Origin of the sequence: Virgibacillus salarius (assembly GCF_039521925.1) — a bacterium.
Classification (GTDB): Bacteria; Bacillota; Bacilli; order Bacillales; family Amphibacillaceae; genus Virgibacillus; species Virgibacillus salarius.
Genome location: NZ_BAAACY010000063.1, coordinates 18,809 through 39,335, shown reverse-complemented (window position 1 = coordinate 39,335; position 20,527 = coordinate 18,809). Strand labels below are relative to the sequence as shown.

Genomic DNA, 20,527 nt, shown 5'->3' with positions numbered 1-20,527 from the left:
TATCCTTCACCTAACTAGGAAAGCTAGGTGAAAGACATTTTTTTCTAATTGCTACAGAAGGCCATTGACTCCTTAGGAGTTTTGTTGTGTCCTTAGCATACACTAAGATTTTCTCATTAGGTCAAGCGAATGAATTAATTGAATTGGAACTCAATTGCTTCATCATCCATGATGGAGTGGTAAAATAATTCATCCTTATCAAGTAGCCATTTTTTTTCTTTTTCATCATAAATGACAGTTAGCTTTCTCGTTCTAGTATAGTTTTTCTTATCTTCATCTCTGGATAACCAGCCTAAATCACCATTAGGTTCGTGATAGGTGAGCACAGCGTTTATTTGAAATATATATTGGTTTAATTGTTTATCATATTCGGTGTGTAGCAGTGACTTTTTATTGTATACTGCTTTTAATAATTCGCCTGTATACTTTGGTTCCTTGGCCTTTATTTCTTTTATTCTATCGGCTAATTGCTCTTTAAGCTTCTTCGTAGCTCCAGTTTTTAATAGGGATGCATCTTTTTTAGATAACGCTTGTCGATATTGAATCAATGTATCATTTAACTGTTTGAATAATGCTTCTTCATTCTGTTCTGATAATGGATAGATAGTGTCGAACTGAACATAATCTCCATTGATATAATGCTCTTCACTTTTTGCAGTTCCCCATGGAAATTCTTTTTCAGCGTATAAGGAAACTGATTCATTTGTTGGGAACATACCAATTGACGTCTTGTCTGAACCGACGGTAATATCTGTTTTTTCTCCATTAATATAGAGGGTAGAATCATCATAGATGGAGGAAACTTCCACTTCAGTTGCATCAAGCTCTAATGTATGAATGAGTGTCGAATCATTGGAGTTAAACAATTCCACTTCCTCATCAATACTTGATGATATATAAGAATTCTCGAAGGTAGCAGTTACCTTATGCATACCAGGCATGTATGGTCCAAATTCTTTATGATAGCCTTCTCCAGAAGATGTCCCTACTTTCTCATCGTCAACATACAGGTCAATACCTTCCGTATCCATATATAGGTCGAGATGCATCGGAGAAACCATGATTTTATAATCATCGAAGAACATCCACTTTTTACCATCTTTTACTATATTAACAGTAGCATATGTATTATTTAAAGAAGCTTTGGCCATGGTGCCTGATGATACCGTTTCAACTTGCTCGTTTAAACGATTAATTAGCGTTTCGTGTTTTTTAGGGTGGTTTGCTAGATATTCCAAAAACTGTGAAGCATTCTCCTCTGTTACATTGAATGAGTCATTTACGGGATGAAGAATGCCTTTTAAAGCGTCGACATCTTTCTCGTTGACTGCTGTTTCAAAAGCTTGAATAACTTTCTCTGGTGTGAATTTACTGTTTCCAACTAAGAAAAATGAAATAATAGCAGCAATCAGGATGATGGTGGAGCATATGATGGCAAGTAATTTTTTGCTATTTGTTTTATTCTTCCCAACTTTCTTCGTTGGTTCTGACAATGGATTGCCACATTCTGGACAAAAATTTTTATTCTGATTCGTTTTATAGCCACAATTTTTACATTTCATGCATGCTTTCCCTACCTTTCTAAACTTATTGCGTGGACGATTACCACAGTATACTAATCGTACCATAATGAATAAAATTGATAATGCCACTTTTTCCCTGTTTTTACCACGAAATTGATAGGACTTTTTGATAGAGGAATGAAATATGAACTATAAACGATAGAAAAATGGATGAATAGTTCCGTCTATAAATGAAGAAAAGTGGCTGTTTTAATATTACAATTTGATTACAATCCGGAAATTCTGCTTCGTCATCATTAGTTATTAAGTAAAATTACCTAGTTAAAAAGAAACTTATATATAGGAAAAAATTCCATAGTTATAATATATGGATAATAAAGAATATTTAAATTACGATAGTTTTTTCAGATTATGTTTGAAAAATAGCCATAATTGTTTAATTAGGCGTATTTTATTAAGAATTTATCTATGTAACGTACGGAAAAATATCTTAAATTAAAGCTTTCGACAAAAAATACTTCGAATTTAAAGTAATTCCTGAATAACAATAGGTAAAAATAACCATTTTATGGTTTACATCTTATTTTTATAATCGGTTTTTAGTAATATTTAGGGAGGATAAATAAAATGGTATTAAATCATTAAGTAAAGGTGATTCTAATGAATAAGATTAGTCTGGTTTTATTAACAAAGGATAGTGATTATGCTAATTATTTCTCGAACTTTCTTATTAGTTCAAATCTTAAAGAGAAATTTTCCTCCAAAATTTTCACGGAAATAGATACGTTTAAAGAGAGTACACGTAACAAGAAGCAGCACATATTACTAACAGATATGATTATTGATCATGAAAGCTCGGTTACTTTTGATAAAATAATCACACTTTCTGAAGAACAGATAAGTAAAACACATGATTCCATTGCATCTATATATAAGTATCAGCCTTTTCATGAGCTTATGTCACAGGTGTTAGCCATGTATTATGAAATGAACGGAAAGCTTGGTTCGGTAATGAATGGGAAAGAAACGGATAGCGTTATTAGCTTCTATAGTGGAAATGGTGGAGTTGGTAAGACGATCTTATCCCTTTGTTTAGCAAAGCATTTAAGTTTTAAAGAGAAGCGCGTCTTCTATCTTAGCCTGGAAGAATTACATAGTACATATTTATACTTCAAACAGGATAAACCATCCTCCGCCGAGGTGTTTTATTATTTAAAAAAAGATAAAGATCAGCTTATTGCTAATATCGAATCGTTAAAGTCAAGAGATGCTTTAACAAACATAGACTACTTCTCATTTCCAGTACTTCCAGAAGAAATGCAATTAGCAACAGAAGAAGATATTGAAACGCTTATACAGGCAATTAGAGATACACAAAATTATGATTATATTATTGTTGATCTTGATAGCTCCATTCATGTACGAAATCGTACTGCTCTTAAGAATAGTGATGAAGTATTCTGGGTTTTGTCTTCGAACGAGACTAGCTTTTCAAGTGCTAATAATGTCATGGAACATGATTTAGTTGGAATTGGGAATGATCGGTCCAATATCCACTTTATTCTAAACAATGTGGGTGAGGAATTGTTTGACGGTTTTGATGCATTTAATTTTAGTATCGAAGCGCATATCCCATTTCATGTCCATTGGCTTAACAAAAGTGAAGAAACAAAGTTACAGGAAGATATCGTTGTCGGTGAACAGCTTTTCAAATTACTAAAAGAAAATACGATTCAATCATCGGAGGTGTCTCCGCAGTGGCAATAAGTGAAACTAAGGATAAGGAATCAGCTCATCAACAGCCCACGAGCAAGGTACCAAAAACGGAGGATGAAATTACGAAGCTGTTAATCGATAAATTAAGGGAAACACTAGACTTCATGCATTCAACTACAAATGACGAGCTACTGGAACTCGTTGAAGAGACAGTGATTGAGTATGCAAGAGAGTCAAAGATTTCCTCAGTTATGATTAAACGAATCGTTGATCGAATGTATCATGCATTTAGAGGACTTGGCGTATTACAGCCAATATTGGATGATCCATCTATAACGGAGATTATGATAAATAATTATGATGAAATTTATATCGAACGAGATGGTCAAGTATCGAATGCAAATGTGAAATTTGAGAATCAACAAAAGCTTGAAGATACGATTCAAGCAATTGTTTCTAAGGTTAACCGAGTTGTTAATGAATCCAGTCCTATTGTAGATGCTAGATTAGAAGATGGCTCTAGGGTAAATGTTGTATTACCACCAGTAGCCTTAAAAGGTCCAGCAATGACAATTCGTAAATTTCCAGAAAAGCCTTTAATGATTGAAGACTTGATCCAGTTTGGTGCATTGGATGAGGACGTTGCTTATTTTCTCGAACAGTTAGTAGAAGCGAAATATAATATTTTCATTAGTGGTGGAACGGGTTCTGGTAAGACGACATTTTTAAATGTATTGTCCAATTTTATACCAACCGAGGAAAGAATTCTTACTATCGAGGATTCGGCAGAGTTACAAATACGCAAAGTTCCAAATCTAGTTAGTCTCGAAACAAGAAATGCCAATACAGAGGGTAAAGGCGAAATTACAATCAGAGATTTAATCAAGGCTTCCTTACGTATGCGACCGAACAGGATTATTGTTGGTGAGGTACGTGGCCAAGAGGCATTAGATATGCTGCAGGCGATGAACACTGGTCATGATGGGTCTCTTTCTACAGGGCACGCGAACTCCGTTTATGATATGCTAAGCCGTTTAGAAACGATGGTTTTAAGTGGTGCTGAATTACCAATTGAAGTTATCCGTAAACAAATAGGATCGGCAATTGATATCATGGTCCATTTATCGAGGCTTAGAGACCATTCGCGTCGAGTAATGGAGATTTCTGAGGTGTGTGGAGTAGAGAATGGTGAAATTATTATTAAACCATTATATGTTTTTGAAGAAACCGGAGAGGACTACAGAGGAAAAATTATCGGTAAGCTTCAAAAGACGGATCATAAGCTGGAAAATACATCAAAGCTAAAACTCACAGGAAAGAACGATGTATTGGAGCAGTTTGCCTAATAGTAGGTGTGCCTGAAGAGGAGGATGATAAATGGACACAAGAGAAATCCTTTCACTTACCGCTATTATTGTTTGTGTAGGAATATTTATTTTCCGTAGAGTCCGAAAGAAAAAGTTGGCAAACATAGAAAAAAAACTGGCAGAAAAGCATGGTGCTGAGGTCAGAAGAAGAAGTATAGAAGCAATTAAAAGAAGGACCATAGGTGGAGAAAATCTTATTGACTATGGAACCTATAAATTGTCGAAAACAGAACGAGTGAAGTATACATTATTAGCAGCTAGTATTATATTTTGTGTAGGAATAATATTTTATGACAGTATCATTGTATCAAGTATCGCTGCATGTCTTGGAATTATTTATCCTAAATTTAAGCGTAAAGATTTAATAAAAATGCGAAAAGATGAATTGGCTTTACAATTTAAGGAAGCAATTAGCTCACTTGCATCATCTCTTGCAGCAGGGCAGTCAATTGAGAATGCATTTCGTGAAACTCAAAAGGACTTAAAATTGCTTTATCCCGATAATGACACGTACATTTTGAAGGAATTAAACTTGATTAACCGGAGAGTTGAAAATGGTGAAATAATTGAACGTGCTATAGATGACTTTGCCAAGCGTTCCGATGTAGATGATATCCGTAATTTTTCAGATGTATTTATTACATGTAAACGAACTGGTGGAGACTTAGTAGAAGTAATCAAACGTACAGCTGATATTATTACAGATAAAATCGAAATACAACAGGATATTAGGGTACTAGTTTCCCAAAAGAAATTTGAGTCTAAGATTATGGCGGTGGCTCCGGTGGGAATTACGGTCATGCTGAAAGTGACTTCCCCTGATTTTGTAGCACCATTATATGAGTTTGGCACATTGGGGCCAATTGTTATGACAGTTGCGCTCGCGTGTATCATTTGTGGACTTTTAATTAGTCAAAAGATTATGGACATAGAGGTATAGGAAGGGTTAATCTATGATACTAAAAAGTATATTGATGGTGATTCTATTAATTATCATTGGCATGAACTTGAAATATAAGAAGGTATATGAATCATTTATTTCTAGTTATAAAGAAGACATTACATTACCTATCATTGCTCCTTACGCATTAGCTATCATTGATAAATTAAACTTGTATAAACGAATGCCGAAATTGATTAATTCTATTCATCAGAAAATGATCATATTAAAAGGAAGTAAACTATCAGCCGATCATACCAAAATATATTTGGCAAAAATCATCACAACCATAACATTAGCAGTATTCTTTACAATGGTATATGTGGAATTGGACGGTGGAGGTTATACAAATTTAATATATGGATTAATATTGACGGGCATTTTAGGCTTTTATTTAGTGAAGGATTTGGATAAAAAAGTGAGGCAACGAAAGGATTCTATTGTTATTGAATTGCCCGAATTCGTTAATAAAGTCATTCTATTAGTAAATGCAGGAGATACGGTTCAAGGTGCCATAAAAAAATGTGTGGATCAGAATAAACAAAAGGTTTTTGATTCCCCATTATATTTTGAACTAAACGAAGCGGTAAATAAAATGTCAGCAAACACACCCTTTCAGGAGGTGATGAAGGACCTAAATTACAGATGTGGGATTCAGGAGGTTTCCATATTTACGACAACCGTTATGATGAATTATCGCAAAGGTGGAGCTCTCTTAGTTCAATCACTGAAAGAATTATCGGTATCATTATGGGATAAGCGAAAAACGATTACCAGAATTAAAGGGGAAGAAGCATCATCAAAATTGGTATTCCCGATAATCTTTATATTTGGTGCCGTGTTATTAATTGTTATTTACCCAGCAATAGCTATATTTTAATTATTAAATTTATATGCATAGAGGAGAGAGTTTACATGGAAAAAATCACAAATTTTTGGAAGGATTTTTGGAATGATGAAGAAGGGTTAGAAACAATTGAAGTGCTTTTAATATTAGCTGTTTTAGTAGCAATTGCCCTCTTATTCAAGGAAAGGATTACAAAATGGGCAAATAATCTATTTGACAATATAGATGAACAGCTTCCAGGTGAGTGATCATGACTATCCGTTTTTTGAGGAGGATTAACAATCTATGATGAAAAAAAACAGTTTATTATCCATGTTCTTAGTATTAATAATTTGTCTAATCTTAGCTGCCTGTTCTGATGATAAACCAAATGAGGAAGCGGAACAGACGGGGGCAGAGCAAACAGAAACAGATAGCAATAATACTGATACTTCTAATGAGAATATACAGCAAGAATCGGAAGATGGAACAGCTACAGAAGAGAAAGACGAAGAAACTAGTAATGATGAGTATGTAGAGCATCAACTTGGCTTGAAAATAGGAGAGACAGGAATCGTTGTAAGCTCACCTGATAAATTAAAATACGAAGTGACATTAAATGAAGTAAGCTATCGTGATGAACTTGAAAATGTATCCTTATATGGAGACACATTTGTATTAGTAGATGTTACTGTAAAGAATGTCGATGATAGGGCGTTTGATGCTACTGATATCTTTGAACCTGGTTTAGGAGGGCTTGATTCCAATGAATACGTACCACCTATTGGGTCTCAGTATCTTCAGGATGCTTCAGAAATACAGTTGATAGAGGGAGAATTAGATCCTGGAGATTCTATTAATGGAACTTATGTGTTTGATATAGAGAAAACAGATAATTACAATTTTGTATTTGGTCATGCTGCAGATCAAATTACGACCCGAGCTGAATGGGAATTCAGTGAAGGGGAAGTAAAGTAAGAGAATGAATGTTAATTAATAATTAACAGTTGAAAATGAAGGGAGTAATTAATATGAAGCCCTTTATGAAGGAAGAACGGGGAAGCTTTACAATTGAAGCTACCCTTGTCTTCCCTGCTCTTCTAATGTTTACTCTAATTGGCGTCTTCTTTTGTATTATTATTTTTCAAATGGGCACGGCAAGCTATATGGCGCATAAAGTATCAAGTGAGCTCGCCTATACATGGAATAGTACACATAAAGACATAAAAACGGGTGATTTTGAAAAAACAGAATATACAGGTCTAGCTGGTGGAGATGGATTATATTGGCGGGTCACAGATAATGATGTTTTAGGTTTTTTTAACTTAAGTGGTTTTTCTGGAGACAATATAGTAGTAGATAAGAAAAGAAAAGCAGATATATACAATGGTGCAATTACATTAAAAGTGGACTATAATAATACGCTGATATATAGCGAAGTTGAGGTGGAGGCTGAATCTGGCTTGTATATCCCCACCTTTTTCAAAAATATGATTGGAAGCAAGGTGAAAGGAACATCTAGCCATGTGGTTACTGAAACTCCTGAATTAATTAGAACTGCCAACTTCGGTAAATATTTATGGAGTGAATTTGGCATGAATGGAGCATTAAGTGATGCAGTTAGCTCCATAAGGAAGTTTTTTGGTGGTGAATAACTTGAAAAGAAAAGTAAAACGATTTTTTTTAAAGGATAATGGTTCTGTCTCGATCTATGCTATTATGATTATCCTGCCAATCTTCTTATTAAATGCATTATTGATCGATACGTTGCGTATTCTAAGTGCAGAACGCCAAATAGATAGTGCAATGGAGACTGCATTACGTTCTACCATGTCGCAGTTTAGTTCAGATTTGGCAGGTGTAGGCTTATTTGCATATGATGGAAATGATGCAGGTGGGGATTTTACTACATATATGAATGATCAGTTCTATTCTGGCTCTGAATTGAGTGGTACACAAAACCTTGCAAGACCATCGATTACAAGTGCAACGGCAAGCTTTGATAATTCACGTAACTTAGTTGACTATGATGTTTTTCGACATCAAGTTATAGAAAGTATGAAATATCAAGCACCGGTACAAATGGGGAAAGATTTATTTGAATTACTGACAGGAAATGATATATCAGTAGAAGATGTAGAAGAAGCAGAGGATCTAGTTGAAAACTATGAAGAAATTCTTGACTTAATGAAAAAGAGGAATGCTGAAATTGATGAATCTATTAAACAATTAAATCCTTATAACAAACTGATTAACGAAGATATTAAGAATCGTGTCATTGGTAATCCAGTTTCATCTGATAATGAGAAAATCCCTAAAGGAATAAAAACTTTCAATCAGTTAGTCTTTTATCTTGATAGGTATCAAGAGTTAAAAGAAAAAGAAGCAGATGGAGAGGAAGAATTGAGTTCCAGTGAAGAAAAGGAAATCGATAATTACATAGCAGGAATTAACGCTGAAATATATAAAAGTGTTATCGATATCGAGATATACCATAATGATATACCTACCCATTTAGTTGGTTCTGGTGGTGAATTGACTAATCCCAAAAGTGGATCAGCAAAGGATTATAATGACCAGATTAATGAATTGATGGATGGTAGTGATTTATTATCAGAATTAGAGAAATTTACACTAACGGATGATTTTTTTAAAGATATTTTAGATGGTACGGATGCAATTTATGAAAAAGTTCGAATTGACAAATCCTTAGGTGATAATCCAAACCTAAGTGATCCAGGACAGTATAGTATAGGTCAGTTATTTGCATTGTTTTATATAGCTATTGATAGCAATAATAAAACAGCAGCAGAAATTATTATTCAATCTATCGAGACTAAGTTAAATAACTTAAAAGAAAATCAAGTGAAAAAAATAGAAGATCAAATGCAAAAATATGATGATCTGAAAAAAGCATTGGAAAATGTGGATACGCAAGCAGAAGAAGAAAAAGCAGATGAAAGTTTTGGCAGTTTATGGGCAGAATTGAATAAATATAATGATATCAAAAATCAAATATCAAGTGATAATCAGCTTTATGCTGAGCTTGATAATATTATCGCAGAATATGATGGAGTAACAGGAACTGTAGGCGATACAGAAGAACCGAGTCGTCTACAATTTATCAAAGATGCATTCGATAGATTTAAAGAATTTGTGGTATTTATGCAAGGTTTTCCAACTTCTGTTCGGAATGAACTATATATTAATGAGTACATTATGGCGAATTACGGATCAATAGAACCATATGAAATTGGAGCTTCAGAATCCTATGCTTTTGCTACAAAAAAAGCACAATATATTACTTATGGATATAATGTTGCTGGAATGAATTACTTTATGTTTTTAAAAGACATTGCTTTAATTTTATTTGTAGGCAATTTGATTGGACAAGGAATACAAGGCGGTTTTGCTGGACCATTAGGCTTCTTTAAAGCATTGGCTGGAGCGCTAGGTACTACAGCTAAAGACCTGGGCGATTTGACCAGCAAACCATATAATATAAAATGGAATCCGTTTAAAGCATTTGGGGGAGGGTATGTAACTCTTACGATGCCAATGTTTCTAAGGATTATAATGGCTATGAAATCTACCAGTGAACCGTATAATAATGAAAAGATGAGAAGACTACAAGCGGTTATAACGAAGGAGACAGGTGTTAACTTAAATGACAAGCCATCGTATATCGAAGGAAATGTACAAGGTAAATTAAAGCTATGGTTTATTCCACAATTAGCAGAAGTATTACCTGGAAATGTAGAGGGTAACTATTATATTTTTGAAAAACGGAAAGTATACTCATATTAATCAGGAGGGAATAATTGATGAAAAAACTATTGATTATGTTATTTGCAAGTTTGTTATTAGTAGCATGCAGTGACGAAGGTGATACTACGAAAGATACTGGAGAAGGAAATAATGAAAAGGCAACTGATACCGATACTTCGAAAAAGGAAGAACAGAAAAAAGTGTATCAAATCGGTGAAACAGCTGTGATCACCAGTGATTTATATGAATTCGACTATGAGGTAACCGTAGACGATTTTAAGCTTACTAGAGAAGTGGATGGAACAACTATTGAAGATTATGTTACTGGAGCTCGTGAGGAAGATAGATTCGCGGTTGTTGAATTGACCATCAAAAATATTAGTGATCGAGCCTATGTACCAAACGAAATGTTTTCAGCAAATTTTACAGAAATGGGCGCAGAAGGTGGTCATACATCAAATGATGAATTTTTTACCGTAGGAGATGAAGAATTAGCCCCTGGTGAAGAAATACAAGGTCATTTAGTATACCTTACAAGCGTTGATTATGCTGATACATTTGTATTAAAGTATGAAATGATGTCTGACGAAGAAACACACTTTGAATTACCGAACCCAGAACAATAAGTAGTGAAATCCAAAAGGTGAGGAGAGGTTATACTACTCCTCACCCAAAACTTTCGAGAAGTATAAAGTATTTATTAATGGCTAAGGAGTTGTTGTGCGTAATGAAAAAACTATCATTCCTACTTATTTTTATCACTTTCTTAGTAGCTGGCTGTTCAAATTCTTCAGGTGGTGATGGTGGCACTTTAGAAGAATTAGATAAAGATAAAGCAAGAGAAGCCATAGCTGAAGGGGCTTTAGAGAGCCATATCCTACATGATAAAGGCTATAGCCCATCCGATATTGTAAATATCGAGGTTTGTGAATCATACCATATTGACAATGAAGAAGCTGGATTTATCGATATGTATAAAGTGGAGTGGGAGACAAGTGATGGTAAATTTGCGTACGATTTCTCGCTAACTACTGATTATGAGATAGAAATAATTTCTGGCTATAGAAAAATTGAAGACCGCTGCATCTATATTGATTAATAGGAAGGTCCTTTTAGTGAGAAAGTACAAGAATATTAAGTTGTGATTTTAGATAAAAATTAGGAGTTGCTAGAAATGAAGAAATTATTAATGGCGTTAGGGGCCTCATTTCTATTACTTGCCGGATGTGGGAATAATGAAACGGATACTGAAAGTGCCCCAGGTATACGTATTGAAGATTTAGATCAAGCAAAAGCAAAAAGTGCGATTGTAGAAGGAGCACTAGACATGAACTTTCCAGGCAGAGATTATCAAGAAGCTGATATTATCAATATTGAAGTTTGTGAAGCACTACATATAGACCATAAAAGTGATGGATTTACCGGTAAATTTATTACATTTTGGGAAACAAGTGATGGTGAACAAAGGAACCATTTCTTAATAAATGATAATTATGAAGTAGAAAAAATAGCTAATTACGACAAGATTCCTGATCGTTGTGTGAACATTGATTAAACCGTATTAAATCATAAGGAAAAGGGGTGTGTTATGTTGAATTTTCTAAAAAAAAATAGTGGAAGTATAACGTTGGAAGCAGCATTAATCATCCCTCTTTTGTTAACTTTTATTTTGTTTCTCACCTCATTAGTGAAAATTTCGATAGCTGAGATGGCATTACAGGAAGCGGTAAATGAAACAGCTCAGTCTGTAGCTCATTATTCATATTTAGCAATGGTAGGGCAAGGTCTGATCCAAGAACAAACAGATGGGTTTGTTGATTCTTTGACAGAGGGTGCTGCAGGTAAGTTAGGAAATCATGAGGTGGCTAATTATATACTTGATAAATTAGGAGCAGTAGGTAAGGATGTTATTCCAACATCAGGGCAAGGACTTAATTACTTCTCCAATGAAATTTATCAAGGAATAGTTCAAAAAAAATACGAAGAAAATGTATTTAGCTCAACTTTTTTTAGTCCAGAAAGTGTTCGAGTAATAGATTCCTCCTTTCCACATGGAACTAGCGAAGATGCGGCAAATGTAAAGATTGAAGCTGAAAATACCATGCAAATTGTGCTCCCTTTTTTTGAAAAAGAGATCAAAATTAAAAAGATTGTAGTTGAGCGTGGATGGGTTGGAAATTAATAGGGGTAAAACATTGTAAGGACATTAATTTATTAATTATTTTTAATTGCGCTAGCTTATTTTAATATTCGCAAGCAGAGAATCCCTAAATTCAAATCGTGTTTGAAAGTATTATGTCTAGTCTTTTATATTTTTAAAAAGCTATAGGTGCTTGTGATGAGCAATTATTTGCAGTTATTGAGTGATAATAGGCGTATTATTTAAGCTTTGTGCTTTTATATATCTATTATATTCGTAGGGTTATTGGAGTTATAGTTTTATATTTACGAAAACCGTTTTTATTAAGTTGACGTTAGTTTTTTTACATATTAAAGAAAGTATACAAAAAGGTCATTAACACCAGTTAAAAAATAATGTATTAAACCCGTACATATGCTTTATTTCTGGGAAGTTATATATCGTATAAGACTAGGGGCGGTGTAGGAAGGAGATTTTCTTGAAAAAATCATTAACTTTGTTATTAGCAATTTTGTTATTAGTAGCATGTAGTAATAAAGGTGATACTATCAAAGATACTGGAGAAGAAAATAATGAAACGGCGATTCAGCAGGATGAATCGAAAACCAATACTACAGAAACGGTAGAACAGAAAAAAGTTTATCAGATGAGAGAAACAGCAACAATTACCAGTGATTTATATGATTTTGATTATGAGGTAACGGTGAATGATTTTAATATCCAAAATGAAGTAGACAGTGTGAAAATACAAGATTATATTACTGGTGCAGATGAAGGTTATGGATTTGCTGTAGTAGATGTAACGATTAAAAATATAAGTGATGAGTCGTACGTTCCAAATGAAATGTTTTCAGCGAATTTAGCAAAAGAGGGTGACACTGCGGGAGATATTTCAAATGACGAATTTTTTGAAGTTGGTGATAAAGAGTTGGCTCCCGGAGATGAATTGAAAGGTCATCTAGTTTACGATATACCACTAGATGATTCAAAAAAATACACATTAAAATATGAAATATCATCTGATGAAGAAACACACTTCGTATTACCTAACCCTAAAAAGTAAGTTATTTAGAGATTATTATGAAAAAGATCTGTCTAATTTTTCTTGCTATTATTATGCTTGTAGCAGGTTGTAGTGATAGTGATAATACAAGAGAAAAAAATAAAAATTCTGAGCTTGCAGAAACAGCAAATACTAATCAAGAAGATATTGAACTACACAATGTTGGTGAAACAGTGCAGGTGAAAAGTAATAAATATGATTTCACTTATAAAGTTACTTGAATAGTTATAAAGAGCAGGATGAATATAAAGGTAAATCCGTTGCTAATTTTAATGCAGATGGTGGAGACTTTATTGGAGTTAAATTTGCTGTAGTAAATCTTACAATTAAAAATACGAGTACTGAGCTTTTTATACCTTTTGATAAAAAAGAAAATAATAGCTTTTTAGTTTTTGAATTTATGACGGATGAAGAAGTAAGATTTAACATTAAAGAACATTGAATAATAATCTTGCATAATACTTAGGGTAGCATTGCTGCCCTTAGGAATGAGATATTTTGATATATTTTATTCCTAAGCATAGCAATGAGGTAGTGGGGAAATATCTTGGTAGATTGTTTGTTAAACGAAATAGGGGGATACCAATGAAAAAATTATTAGCATTATTAGTACTACTAGCAGTAATTATAGTAGCAGGTTGTAGCGATAACGATGAAGGTGATAACAAAGAGGAGAAAGATGATAACAAGGAACAAGCGACAGAAACAAACGATGATAATAATAAACGTAAAGATGCTGAGGATAAAAAAGTTTATCAGATAGGGGAAACGGCGACAATTACGAGTGATTTATATGACTTCCCATACGAAGTTACGGTTAATGATTTTGAATTAACTTCAAAACCAATTAATGGAATTGATCTAGAACAATTCGGCTATACTTCTGAAGAAGGTGGACAATTTGCTGTAATTAATGCAACTATTAAAAATATTAGCGATCAACCATTTGTACCAAATAAAATGATTTCTGCCCAACTTGTATCAGAATCTATTGGTTTAAACTCTGAAGATGAAGATTTCTTTCTAGAAAGAAACGAAGAATTAAAACCAGGAGAAGAAATTACAGGTGATTTAGTATATATAAGTAGTGATTTTAACAAAGATAATGTTCTTTATCTGGTTTATGAATATATGGCATCCAATGAGGAAACTAAATTCGAACTACCTGTTTCATCATAAGCGTTGTCAATATGGGGTAGCTTACTACTCTTAGAATGAAGATATTAAATTTAAATATCTTCATTCTAAGGGAGATAAGAAAATCTGATATAAGAAGGGGTTATTACTGATGAAAAAACTATTAGTATTATTGTTTATCATAATAATTGTATCAGGTTGTAGTAACACACCTTTCATGTATTTGAAAAGAACCGCATGCTTGAAAGTGAAATGTAAAAATAAAGAAAAAAGCAGCAGAGCATGGCTGGGTAGGGAATTAATTTAGGAAGGAGGGAGAAGAATGCCAACACATTTCTATCTATTAATTGTGTTTTTAGGGGTTGCAGCATTTTATGATATCAAATACTCCAGATTACCAAATTGGTTGAACGTTAGTGGTGCAATGGTAGGTTTGTTATTTCATTTATTTTTCAATCAATTGGACGGGTTGTTAAATTCTGTATTTGGGTTATTGGTTGGTGGAGGTATTATGCTAGTCTTGTATATTTTTAAAGCTATAGGTGCTGGTGATGTGAAATTATTTGCAGCAATTGGAGCGATTTCTGGAGTTTTATTTACGCTATATTCCATTATGTATTCCATCATTTTTGCTGGATTCATTGCAATTATTATCTTATTATTTACCAAAACATTTTTAGTTAATATGACGTTAGCTTTCTATCATATTTTTGAATCGATTCGAGATAAATCGTTAACACCATTGGACGACTTTAAGAATAACATTTCTAATCGTTTTCCATTTATTTATGCTGTAATACCAGGTGTTGTAACTTCATTTTATTACATGTATTTGGCTTAAGGGGGAGAATTTCATATGAGTGAACTTTATCAGTTTCATATAACTTATGAACAAGCAAATGAAATGTATATGAACTACGAAAAACGAAAGAAACAGGGGTTGAACAACGAGATTTTGATAGCCTGCAATTAAAAATGAAGCTACCCTTGTCTTCCCTGTATTTTTATTTTTTGTGCTGGCAGGTGTGTTCTTTTGTATTGTTATATTTCAAATAGGCATAGCGAATTATGTAGCACAAAAGGCCACTGCCCAAGTTGCTTATACATGGAATGACTCGAACAAAGATTTAACTACTGGAGAATTTGGAGAGAAACAGTACACTGGCCTCGATGGAGATGGATTATATTGAAGAGTGACTGATAATAGTGTTTTAGACATGTTTGGGCTGGGTGGCTTGTTTGAGCCAGATGATAGTGTTAAAAGCAAAAAAATACAAAACGGTATTTCAACATATAATGGTTCCATAGAAGTAGATATAGACTATGAAAACTACATTGTATACAGTGAAGTAAAAGCGACAGCAACTACCAATTTATTTATGCTTTCCTTCTTTAAGGATATTCTTGGAAGGGATCAGCTTGAGGCAACTTCTAGTCGAGTAGTAACGGACACACTGGAGTTAATTCGTACCTTCAATTTTTCCAAATATATATGGAAAGAGTCTGGTCTTGGTAGCGTCTATGATGGAATAAAAGAATCAATTAACAACTTTTTTGGTGGGGGATAATATATGAGTAAAAATAAATTAATATCTATTTGTATACTAATTATAATAAGTTTGTTTTTAGCGTCTTGCTCTAATGATGAGACAACAGAACAAACTAATCAAACGACTGATACAGAGCAACAAAATGATCAAGATAATACTGATACGTCTGAAGAAGTGGATTCTGATGAAGGTAATCAAGTTGAAAACAAGGATGAACATATTGAAAACCAGTCTGGCCTTCAGATTGGTGATGCAGGCACTGTAGTAAGTTCAGAAGAAAGATATACCTATGAGGCTACTTTAAATGAAATACATTTTCGAGATATAGACGAGATTAAATTATTTAATGAAACCTTCGCAGTAGTTAATGTCACCATTAAAAATATTGATGATCAACCATTTAAGGCAGAAGATATTTTTAGTCCTAGCCTTGGAGAAATGGGAACAAATCAATATGAAGGGCCTGTAGATAATCAATTTCTTCAAGAAACTTCAGGCATTGAAATTATAGAAGGAGAAATTGCACCAGGGGATTCAGTTACAGGCGATTTTGTGTTTGATATCGATAAATTTGATAACTACCATTTTGCATTTGGGACAAAATGGGACCAAATTTTTACCATGGCTGAATGGGAATTTAGCATAGATGAAGTTCAATAGATATCTTAAAAGCAAACTACATGATTAATTACTATGATCGGGGATGACGTGATGAAAAAATTTTTTAAAGGAGAGCGTGGCTCAGTTTCTATCTTTGCCATTCTTATCATCCTTCCAATCTTTTTATTGAATGCTTTATTTATTGATACATTAAGAATGCTGAGCGTCAGATTGAGAATGTAATGGATATTGCCCTATTAATTGTGTTTTTAGGGGTTGCAGCATTTTATGATATCAAATACTCCAGATTACCAAATTGGTTGAACGTTAGTGGTGCAATGGTAGGTTTGTTATTTCATTTATTTTTCAATCAATTGGACGGGTTGTTAAATTCTGTATTTGGGTTATTGGCTGGTGGAGGTATTATGCTAGTCTTGTATATTTTTAAAGCTATAGGTGCTGGTGATGTGAAATTATTTGCAGCAATTGGAGCGATTTCTGGAGTTTTATTTACGCTATATTCCATTATGTATTCCATCATTTTTGCTGGATTCATTGCAATTATTATCTTATTATTTACCAAAACATTTTTAGTTAATATGACGTTAGCTTTCTATCATATTTTTGAATCGATTCGAGATAAATCGTTAACACCACTGGACGACTTTAAGAATAACATTTCTAATCGTTTTCCATTTATTTATGCTGTAATACCAGGTGTTGTAACTTCATTTTATTATATGTATTTGGCTTAAGGGGGAGAATTTCATATGAGTGAACTTTATCAGTTTCATATAACTTATGAACAAGCAAATGGAATGTATATGAAACTACGAAAAACGAAAGAAACAGGGTTTGAACAACGAGATTTTGATAGCCTGCAATTAAAAATGATTCAAGCTAATCATATTCCAAGATTGATTCCGATGAGCTTTGAAGACATCAATGGTCGTAGTACGGTATACTATCGAATTGAAGGCTTGAGAAAGTTACGGCCAATTGTGAAAGAAAAGCCATTAACAATGCAAGAGTACTATGCCTTGTTTATAAATATTATTCAGGCTTTACAAGATTCAAGCAATTATATGCTGAATGATCAGCAGTATGTTTTGCATGAAGATTTTATTTATATTGGCAATGGATATCATCAAGTGTACTTAACATATCTACCAGTGAATGAAATAGCGAATAAGCCATCGATGTATGAGGAATTGAAAAAATTAATCTTGAATATGGCTAGTGAAGTACAGGGGTTAAAAGGTGTTCAATTTAAGATGATTCTCAGCTACATTAAAGACCCTGGCTTTAGCTTGCAAGGACTTAAGCAATTATTAAGTCAATTACAAGGGACACAGCAGCAGCAATCAATAAATAATGAGAATGAAGATGCGAATGCCGAGCAAGATCAGCAGACAACGATCATGAAAAAAGTGAAAAAATTACCACCGCTTACTAGTAAGATGAAAACATATTCCATTTTAATAGGGATCTTAGCCTTGGCAGTTATATGGAAGCTTTATGAAAGCAGTCCAAATTCAATTATGTTCGGAGTTTCATCCGTTTTAAGTGTAGGAGTAATTGCGGGTGTGTACGTATATTGGAAAGTTTGGCGTCCAGGTGTAGAGCCTACCATTATAGAGAAGGAAGTAAGAGTCAAAAATAAACAGCGTAAGAATAAGTCGACTATAGCGAAGAAGACGAGTGAAGCTACGTCAGAACATACGAATGATTTACCAGCACAACAAGATAGCGCTATTTCGTACAATCAGGAAGTAGTTAATCAAGTCTTTGCGCAACAGAGTGAAACTGCTTCTACGCTACATACAAATAGTGAAGCGTTAACTACGGATACGTCATCCATATCCTCTAATCAACGAGATCAAACCATGCTATTGGATGAAGAGGAGCTACATGGTAAAAAGTTACCGAAAGTAAAGAATTATCTTCTTGTTAAAAGAGAAGAAGCTGATGAAAGTATTGAATTAGAAAAGGATAACTATATTATTGGTAGAGCTGAAAAAGGTACAGATTATGTGGAAAAAAGTGTAGGTGTCTCTCGTTTACATATTGAGCTTGTTAAACTTTCAGACACGTATGGTATTAAAGATTTAGGATCAAAAAATGGTACGTATATTAATGAAGAAAAGATTATTCCATATAAAATACATGAATTAAAAAATGAAGATGAAATCCAAATTGGTAAGATAATTTATTCGTATAGGGTGTCTAAATAATGAATGCAACGAAGGGTATTGATTTTGGATTATTTACGATGAAAGGTCCAGATAAAAAAATAAATGAAGATTATATTGAATATACTTCGAGCTATCTTAACCAGAATGAAGAAGCGCATATTTTAATTGCTGCTGACGGGATGGGGGGGCATACGTTTGGAGATATAGCAAGCTTCTATGCCGCCAATTATATCTTAAAATGGTGGAGAACTAAGCTGATTAAACATGATAATTCAGAACGTTTTTTAGAAGATTGCCAAGACACAATAGCTGGTATCTTTCATGTAATTAATCAAAAGCTAATCGATATAGGTAAACGAGAAGATCATCATTTAGGAACGACATTAAGTGTGCTAATTATTGTGGGTGATCAATATCTTATTTGTCATGTAGGTGATACGAGAATTTATCGAGTGCGAAAAACAATAGCTATTCGTTTAGAGGAAAGTGACGACACTATTGATTTGGAGCAGTCCAAGCGTTTTGTACAGCTTACTAAAGATCATACTTGGGCAAGAATGCAGGTGGAGAATGGGGCCTTGTCGGAAAGAGAAGCAGAGAAGGATGATAAGTCTCACTTATTAACACAGTGTATGGGAGTTAAAGGAGAAATAGATCCATTTGTCTCTATGAACGCATGTTCGGAAGAAGAACATTTTATCTTATGTACGGATGGTCTATACTCTTTGTTTACAAAGGAGGATCTCCATAAGCAATTTCAAGAGGGTTTAGAAAGAGAACATTCCTTACAAAAAATAGCGGAGCATTTTTGTAATCTGGCAAGAGATGCGAACTACCATGATGATGTATCTGTTCTTATTTTGGGACGTAAAGGAAGATAGATGAGTCATGAAGGTTATCAAGAATCATCGTATTAATGGCAAATACAGAGTAAAAAGCTTTTTTCGTGAAGGCGGAACATCGCAGCTTTATGAAGTTGTAGGTCCGAAAAAACAAATAGCAGTATTAAAAGTAGTTAAACAACCTACGACATTGTTTACGAATCAAATTACCAATGAAGCGAAAATATTAGCAGCTATCGATCATACGAATGTTCCGACATTATTTGATATTGTAACGATTCAGGATCATTATAAAGCAATTATCATGGAAAAATTCAATGGTACGAATTTAGCTGATTTCATAGAACAAAGGAATAGAAGATTTCAATGGGATGAAGTACTCGAAATTGGCAGGAAGATAGCTGATATCATCCAGGTTTTCCACAGGAAGCATCCGTCTATTGTTATACGAGATATAAAGCCTTCTAATATTTTATTAACGAAGGATAATACCATTCATTTAATAGACTTTGGAACTTCCGTTTTTGAAAATGAATCACAACGGTCATCTGCTTTGGGTACAATAGGATTTGCTGCACCGGAACAATTTGAGAAAGGTGTTATTGATAAACGCTCTGATTTATTTTCTTTAGGTGCTACATTATTTTATCTCATTTCTGATGGAGAAAATATATATACCACAACGAATAAAAGTATATTAAATGAGCGCGCTCCAAAATCCTTTGTAAAGGTTATTTTGAAGTTGACAGAGACGGATGCTGAGAAACGATTTAATTCCATTGAACATGTAATAGCTGCACTAAAAAAAGTAAAATTATCTTGGAGAGAGCGGACGAAAAAGTTTGGCTAATAAGAAATAA

At 33.7% G+C, this 20,527-nt stretch carries 25 protein-coding genes; 24 read left to right on the top strand and 1 reads right to left on the bottom strand.

Features of this window, described 5'->3' with window-relative positions:
• Positions 1–134: 134 nt before the first annotated feature.
• Positions 135–1,562 (bottom strand): zinc ribbon domain-containing protein, encoded by a 1,428-nt coding sequence (locus ABDZ84_RS08745; protein WP_343781121.1) that lies wholly within the window; start codon positions 1,560–1,562, stop codon positions 135–137.
• Positions 1,563–2,183: 621 nt separating this feature from the next.
• Here ABDZ84_RS08745 and ABDZ84_RS08740 point away from each other — a divergent pair.
• From ABDZ84_RS08740 to ABDZ84_RS08630, 24 genes are all read left to right on the top strand, one after another.
• A complete protein-coding gene (locus ABDZ84_RS08740) occupies positions 2,184–3,290 on the top strand; it encodes an AAA family ATPase (protein ID WP_121604564.1) in 1,107 nt (368 codons plus the stop codon).
• Between the two features lie 113 nt (positions 3,291–3,403).
• Positions 3,404–4,585, top strand: a complete 1,182-nt coding sequence (locus ABDZ84_RS08735; protein WP_051388483.1) for a TadA family conjugal transfer-associated ATPase — start codon at positions 3,404–3,406, stop codon at positions 4,583–4,585.
• A 31-nt stretch (positions 4,586–4,616) separates the two neighbouring features.
• Positions 4,617–5,546: a type II secretion system F family protein gene (locus tag ABDZ84_RS08730; protein ID WP_051388479.1), complete on the top strand. Its 930-nt coding sequence runs from the start codon at positions 4,617–4,619 to the stop codon at positions 5,544–5,546.
• Positions 5,547–5,559: 13 nt separating this feature from the next.
• Positions 5,560–6,426, top strand: coding sequence for a type II secretion system F family protein (locus ABDZ84_RS08725; protein ID WP_051388480.1), 867 nt, complete (start codon positions 5,560–5,562; stop codon positions 6,424–6,426).
• A 35-nt stretch (positions 6,427–6,461) separates the two neighbouring features.
• Positions 6,462–6,641 (top strand): Flp1 family type IVb pilin, encoded by a 180-nt coding sequence (locus ABDZ84_RS08720; protein ID WP_026683192.1) that lies wholly within the window; start codon positions 6,462–6,464, stop codon positions 6,639–6,641.
• 37 nt (positions 6,642–6,678) lie between these two features.
• On the top strand, positions 6,679–7,350 hold the full coding sequence (locus ABDZ84_RS08715) for a DUF4352 domain-containing protein (RefSeq protein WP_343781116.1): 672 nt from the start codon (positions 6,679–6,681) through the stop codon (positions 7,348–7,350).
• Positions 7,351–7,403: 53 nt separating this feature from the next.
• Positions 7,404–8,027, top strand: a complete 624-nt coding sequence (locus ABDZ84_RS08710; RefSeq protein WP_343781114.1) for a TadE family protein — start codon at positions 7,404–7,406, stop codon at positions 8,025–8,027.
• 1 nt (position 8,028) lies between these two features.
• Positions 8,029–10,179: a TadE/TadG family type IV pilus assembly protein gene (locus tag ABDZ84_RS08705; RefSeq protein ID WP_343781112.1), complete on the top strand. Its 2,151-nt coding sequence runs from the start codon at positions 8,029–8,031 to the stop codon at positions 10,177–10,179.
• Positions 10,180–10,196: 17 nt separating this feature from the next.
• The gene (locus ABDZ84_RS08700) at positions 10,197–10,766 is read left to right on the top strand and encodes a DUF4352 domain-containing protein (RefSeq protein WP_343781110.1); all 570 of its coding nucleotides are present in this window, start codon (positions 10,197–10,199) and stop codon (positions 10,764–10,766) included.
• A gap of 101 nt (positions 10,767–10,867) precedes the next feature.
• Positions 10,868–11,239, top strand: a complete 372-nt coding sequence (locus tag ABDZ84_RS08695; RefSeq protein ID WP_026683196.1) for a hypothetical protein — start codon at positions 10,868–10,870, stop codon at positions 11,237–11,239.
• Between the two features lie 75 nt (positions 11,240–11,314).
• The gene (locus tag ABDZ84_RS08690; RefSeq protein ID WP_343781108.1) at positions 11,315–11,695 is read left to right on the top strand and encodes a hypothetical protein; all 381 of its coding nucleotides are present in this window, start codon (positions 11,315–11,317) and stop codon (positions 11,693–11,695) included.
• 36 nt (positions 11,696–11,731) lie between these two features.
• Positions 11,732–12,322: a TadE/TadG family type IV pilus assembly protein gene (locus tag ABDZ84_RS08685; RefSeq protein WP_166530383.1), complete on the top strand. Its 591-nt coding sequence runs from the start codon at positions 11,732–11,734 to the stop codon at positions 12,320–12,322.
• Positions 12,323–12,758: 436 nt separating this feature from the next.
• Entirely contained in the window at positions 12,759–13,343 is a 585-nt protein-coding gene (locus ABDZ84_RS08680) for a DUF4352 domain-containing protein (RefSeq protein WP_343781104.1), read from the top strand.
• 17 nt (positions 13,344–13,360) lie between these two features.
• Positions 13,361–13,564 (top strand): hypothetical protein, encoded by a 204-nt coding sequence (locus ABDZ84_RS08675; protein ID WP_343781102.1) that lies wholly within the window; start codon positions 13,361–13,363, stop codon positions 13,562–13,564.
• Positions 13,561–13,785: a hypothetical protein gene (locus tag ABDZ84_RS08670; RefSeq protein WP_343781100.1), complete on the top strand. Its 225-nt coding sequence runs from the start codon at positions 13,561–13,563 to the stop codon at positions 13,783–13,785. The genes ABDZ84_RS08675 and ABDZ84_RS08670 overlap by 4 nt, the downstream gene beginning before the upstream one ends.
• Positions 13,786–13,928: 143 nt before the next feature.
• Complete coding sequence (locus ABDZ84_RS08665) at positions 13,929–14,522, top strand: DUF4352 domain-containing protein (protein WP_228089006.1); 594 nt, start codon at positions 13,929–13,931, stop codon at positions 14,520–14,522.
• 109 nt (positions 14,523–14,631) lie between these two features.
• Positions 14,632–14,787 carry a lipoprotein gene (locus tag ABDZ84_RS21490; RefSeq protein ID WP_161629305.1) on the top strand — a complete coding sequence of 52 codons (156 nt, stop codon included), beginning with the start codon at positions 14,632–14,634 and terminating at the stop codon, positions 14,785–14,787.
• 15 nt (positions 14,788–14,802) lie between these two features.
• Positions 14,803–15,321, top strand: coding sequence for an A24 family peptidase (locus ABDZ84_RS08660; protein WP_343781097.1), 519 nt, complete (start codon positions 14,803–14,805; stop codon positions 15,319–15,321).
• 352 nt (positions 15,322–15,673) lie between these two features.
• Positions 15,674–16,048 carry a hypothetical protein gene (locus ABDZ84_RS08655; RefSeq protein ID WP_343781095.1) on the top strand — a complete coding sequence of 125 codons (375 nt, stop codon included), beginning with the start codon at positions 15,674–15,676 and terminating at the stop codon, positions 16,046–16,048.
• Positions 16,049–16,051: 3 nt separating this feature from the next.
• The gene (locus tag ABDZ84_RS08650; RefSeq protein ID WP_343781093.1) at positions 16,052–16,690 is read left to right on the top strand and encodes a DUF4352 domain-containing protein; all 639 of its coding nucleotides are present in this window, start codon (positions 16,052–16,054) and stop codon (positions 16,688–16,690) included.
• A gap of 182 nt (positions 16,691–16,872) precedes the next feature.
• Entirely contained in the window at positions 16,873–17,385 is a 513-nt protein-coding gene (locus ABDZ84_RS08645; RefSeq protein WP_343781091.1) for an A24 family peptidase, read from the top strand.
• A gap of 15 nt (positions 17,386–17,400) precedes the next feature.
• On the top strand, positions 17,401–18,864 hold the full coding sequence (locus ABDZ84_RS08640; RefSeq protein WP_228089104.1) for a DUF6382 domain-containing protein: 1,464 nt from the start codon (positions 17,401–17,403) through the stop codon (positions 18,862–18,864).
• Positions 18,864–19,706 carry a PP2C family protein-serine/threonine phosphatase gene (locus tag ABDZ84_RS08635; RefSeq protein ID WP_205389582.1) on the top strand — a complete coding sequence of 281 codons (843 nt, stop codon included), beginning with the start codon at positions 18,864–18,866 and terminating at the stop codon, positions 19,704–19,706. The genes ABDZ84_RS08640 and ABDZ84_RS08635 overlap by 1 nt, the downstream gene beginning before the upstream one ends.
• 7 nt (positions 19,707–19,713) lie before the next feature.
• Complete coding sequence (locus tag ABDZ84_RS08630) at positions 19,714–20,517, top strand: serine/threonine-protein kinase (RefSeq protein ID WP_026683204.1); 804 nt, start codon at positions 19,714–19,716, stop codon at positions 20,515–20,517.
• Positions 20,518–20,527: the final 10 nt, after the last annotated feature.

What these genes read in the sequence shown, in the direction of transcription:
- ABDZ84_RS08745 (WP_343781121.1), bottom strand. Translation starts at nt 1,562, where the DNA reads ATGAAATGTAAAAATTGTGGCTATAAAACGAATCAGAATAAAAATTTT.
- ABDZ84_RS08740 (WP_121604564.1), top strand. Translation starts at nt 2,184, where the DNA reads ATGAATAAGATTAGTCTGGTTTTATTAACAAAGGATAGTGATTATGCT.
- ABDZ84_RS08735 (WP_051388483.1), top strand. Translation starts at nt 3,404, where the DNA reads ATGCATTCAACTACAAATGACGAGCTACTGGAACTCGTTGAAGAGACA.
- ABDZ84_RS08730 (WP_051388479.1), top strand. Translation starts at nt 4,617, where the DNA reads ATGGACACAAGAGAAATCCTTTCACTTACCGCTATTATTGTTTGTGTA.
- ABDZ84_RS08725 (WP_051388480.1), top strand. Translation starts at nt 5,560, where the DNA reads ATGATACTAAAAAGTATATTGATGGTGATTCTATTAATTATCATTGGC.
- ABDZ84_RS08720 (WP_026683192.1), top strand. Translation starts at nt 6,462, where the DNA reads ATGGAAAAAATCACAAATTTTTGGAAGGATTTTTGGAATGATGAAGAA.
- ABDZ84_RS08715 (WP_343781116.1), top strand. Translation starts at nt 6,679, where the DNA reads ATGATGAAAAAAAACAGTTTATTATCCATGTTCTTAGTATTAATAATT.
- ABDZ84_RS08710 (WP_343781114.1), top strand. Translation starts at nt 7,404, where the DNA reads ATGAAGCCCTTTATGAAGGAAGAACGGGGAAGCTTTACAATTGAAGCT.
- ABDZ84_RS08700 (WP_343781110.1), top strand. Translation starts at nt 10,197, where the DNA reads ATGAAAAAACTATTGATTATGTTATTTGCAAGTTTGTTATTAGTAGCA.
- ABDZ84_RS08695 (WP_026683196.1), top strand. Translation starts at nt 10,868, where the DNA reads ATGAAAAAACTATCATTCCTACTTATTTTTATCACTTTCTTAGTAGCT.
- ABDZ84_RS08690 (WP_343781108.1), top strand. Translation starts at nt 11,315, where the DNA reads ATGAAGAAATTATTAATGGCGTTAGGGGCCTCATTTCTATTACTTGCC.
- ABDZ84_RS08675 (WP_343781102.1), top strand. Translation starts at nt 13,361, where the DNA reads ATGAAAAAGATCTGTCTAATTTTTCTTGCTATTATTATGCTTGTAGCA.
- ABDZ84_RS08665 (WP_228089006.1), top strand. Translation starts at nt 13,929, where the DNA reads ATGAAAAAATTATTAGCATTATTAGTACTACTAGCAGTAATTATAGTA.
- ABDZ84_RS21490 (WP_161629305.1), top strand. Translation starts at nt 14,632, where the DNA reads ATGAAAAAACTATTAGTATTATTGTTTATCATAATAATTGTATCAGGT.
- ABDZ84_RS08660 (WP_343781097.1), top strand. Translation starts at nt 14,803, where the DNA reads ATGCCAACACATTTCTATCTATTAATTGTGTTTTTAGGGGTTGCAGCA.
- ABDZ84_RS08650 (WP_343781093.1), top strand. Translation starts at nt 16,052, where the DNA reads ATGAGTAAAAATAAATTAATATCTATTTGTATACTAATTATAATAAGT.
- ABDZ84_RS08645 (WP_343781091.1), top strand. Translation starts at nt 16,873, where the DNA reads ATGGATATTGCCCTATTAATTGTGTTTTTAGGGGTTGCAGCATTTTAT.
- ABDZ84_RS08640 (WP_228089104.1), top strand. Translation starts at nt 17,401, where the DNA reads ATGAGTGAACTTTATCAGTTTCATATAACTTATGAACAAGCAAATGGA.
- ABDZ84_RS08635 (WP_205389582.1), top strand. Translation starts at nt 18,864, where the DNA reads ATGAATGCAACGAAGGGTATTGATTTTGGATTATTTACGATGAAAGGT.
- ABDZ84_RS08630 (WP_026683204.1), top strand. Translation starts at nt 19,714, where the DNA reads ATGAAGGTTATCAAGAATCATCGTATTAATGGCAAATACAGAGTAAAA.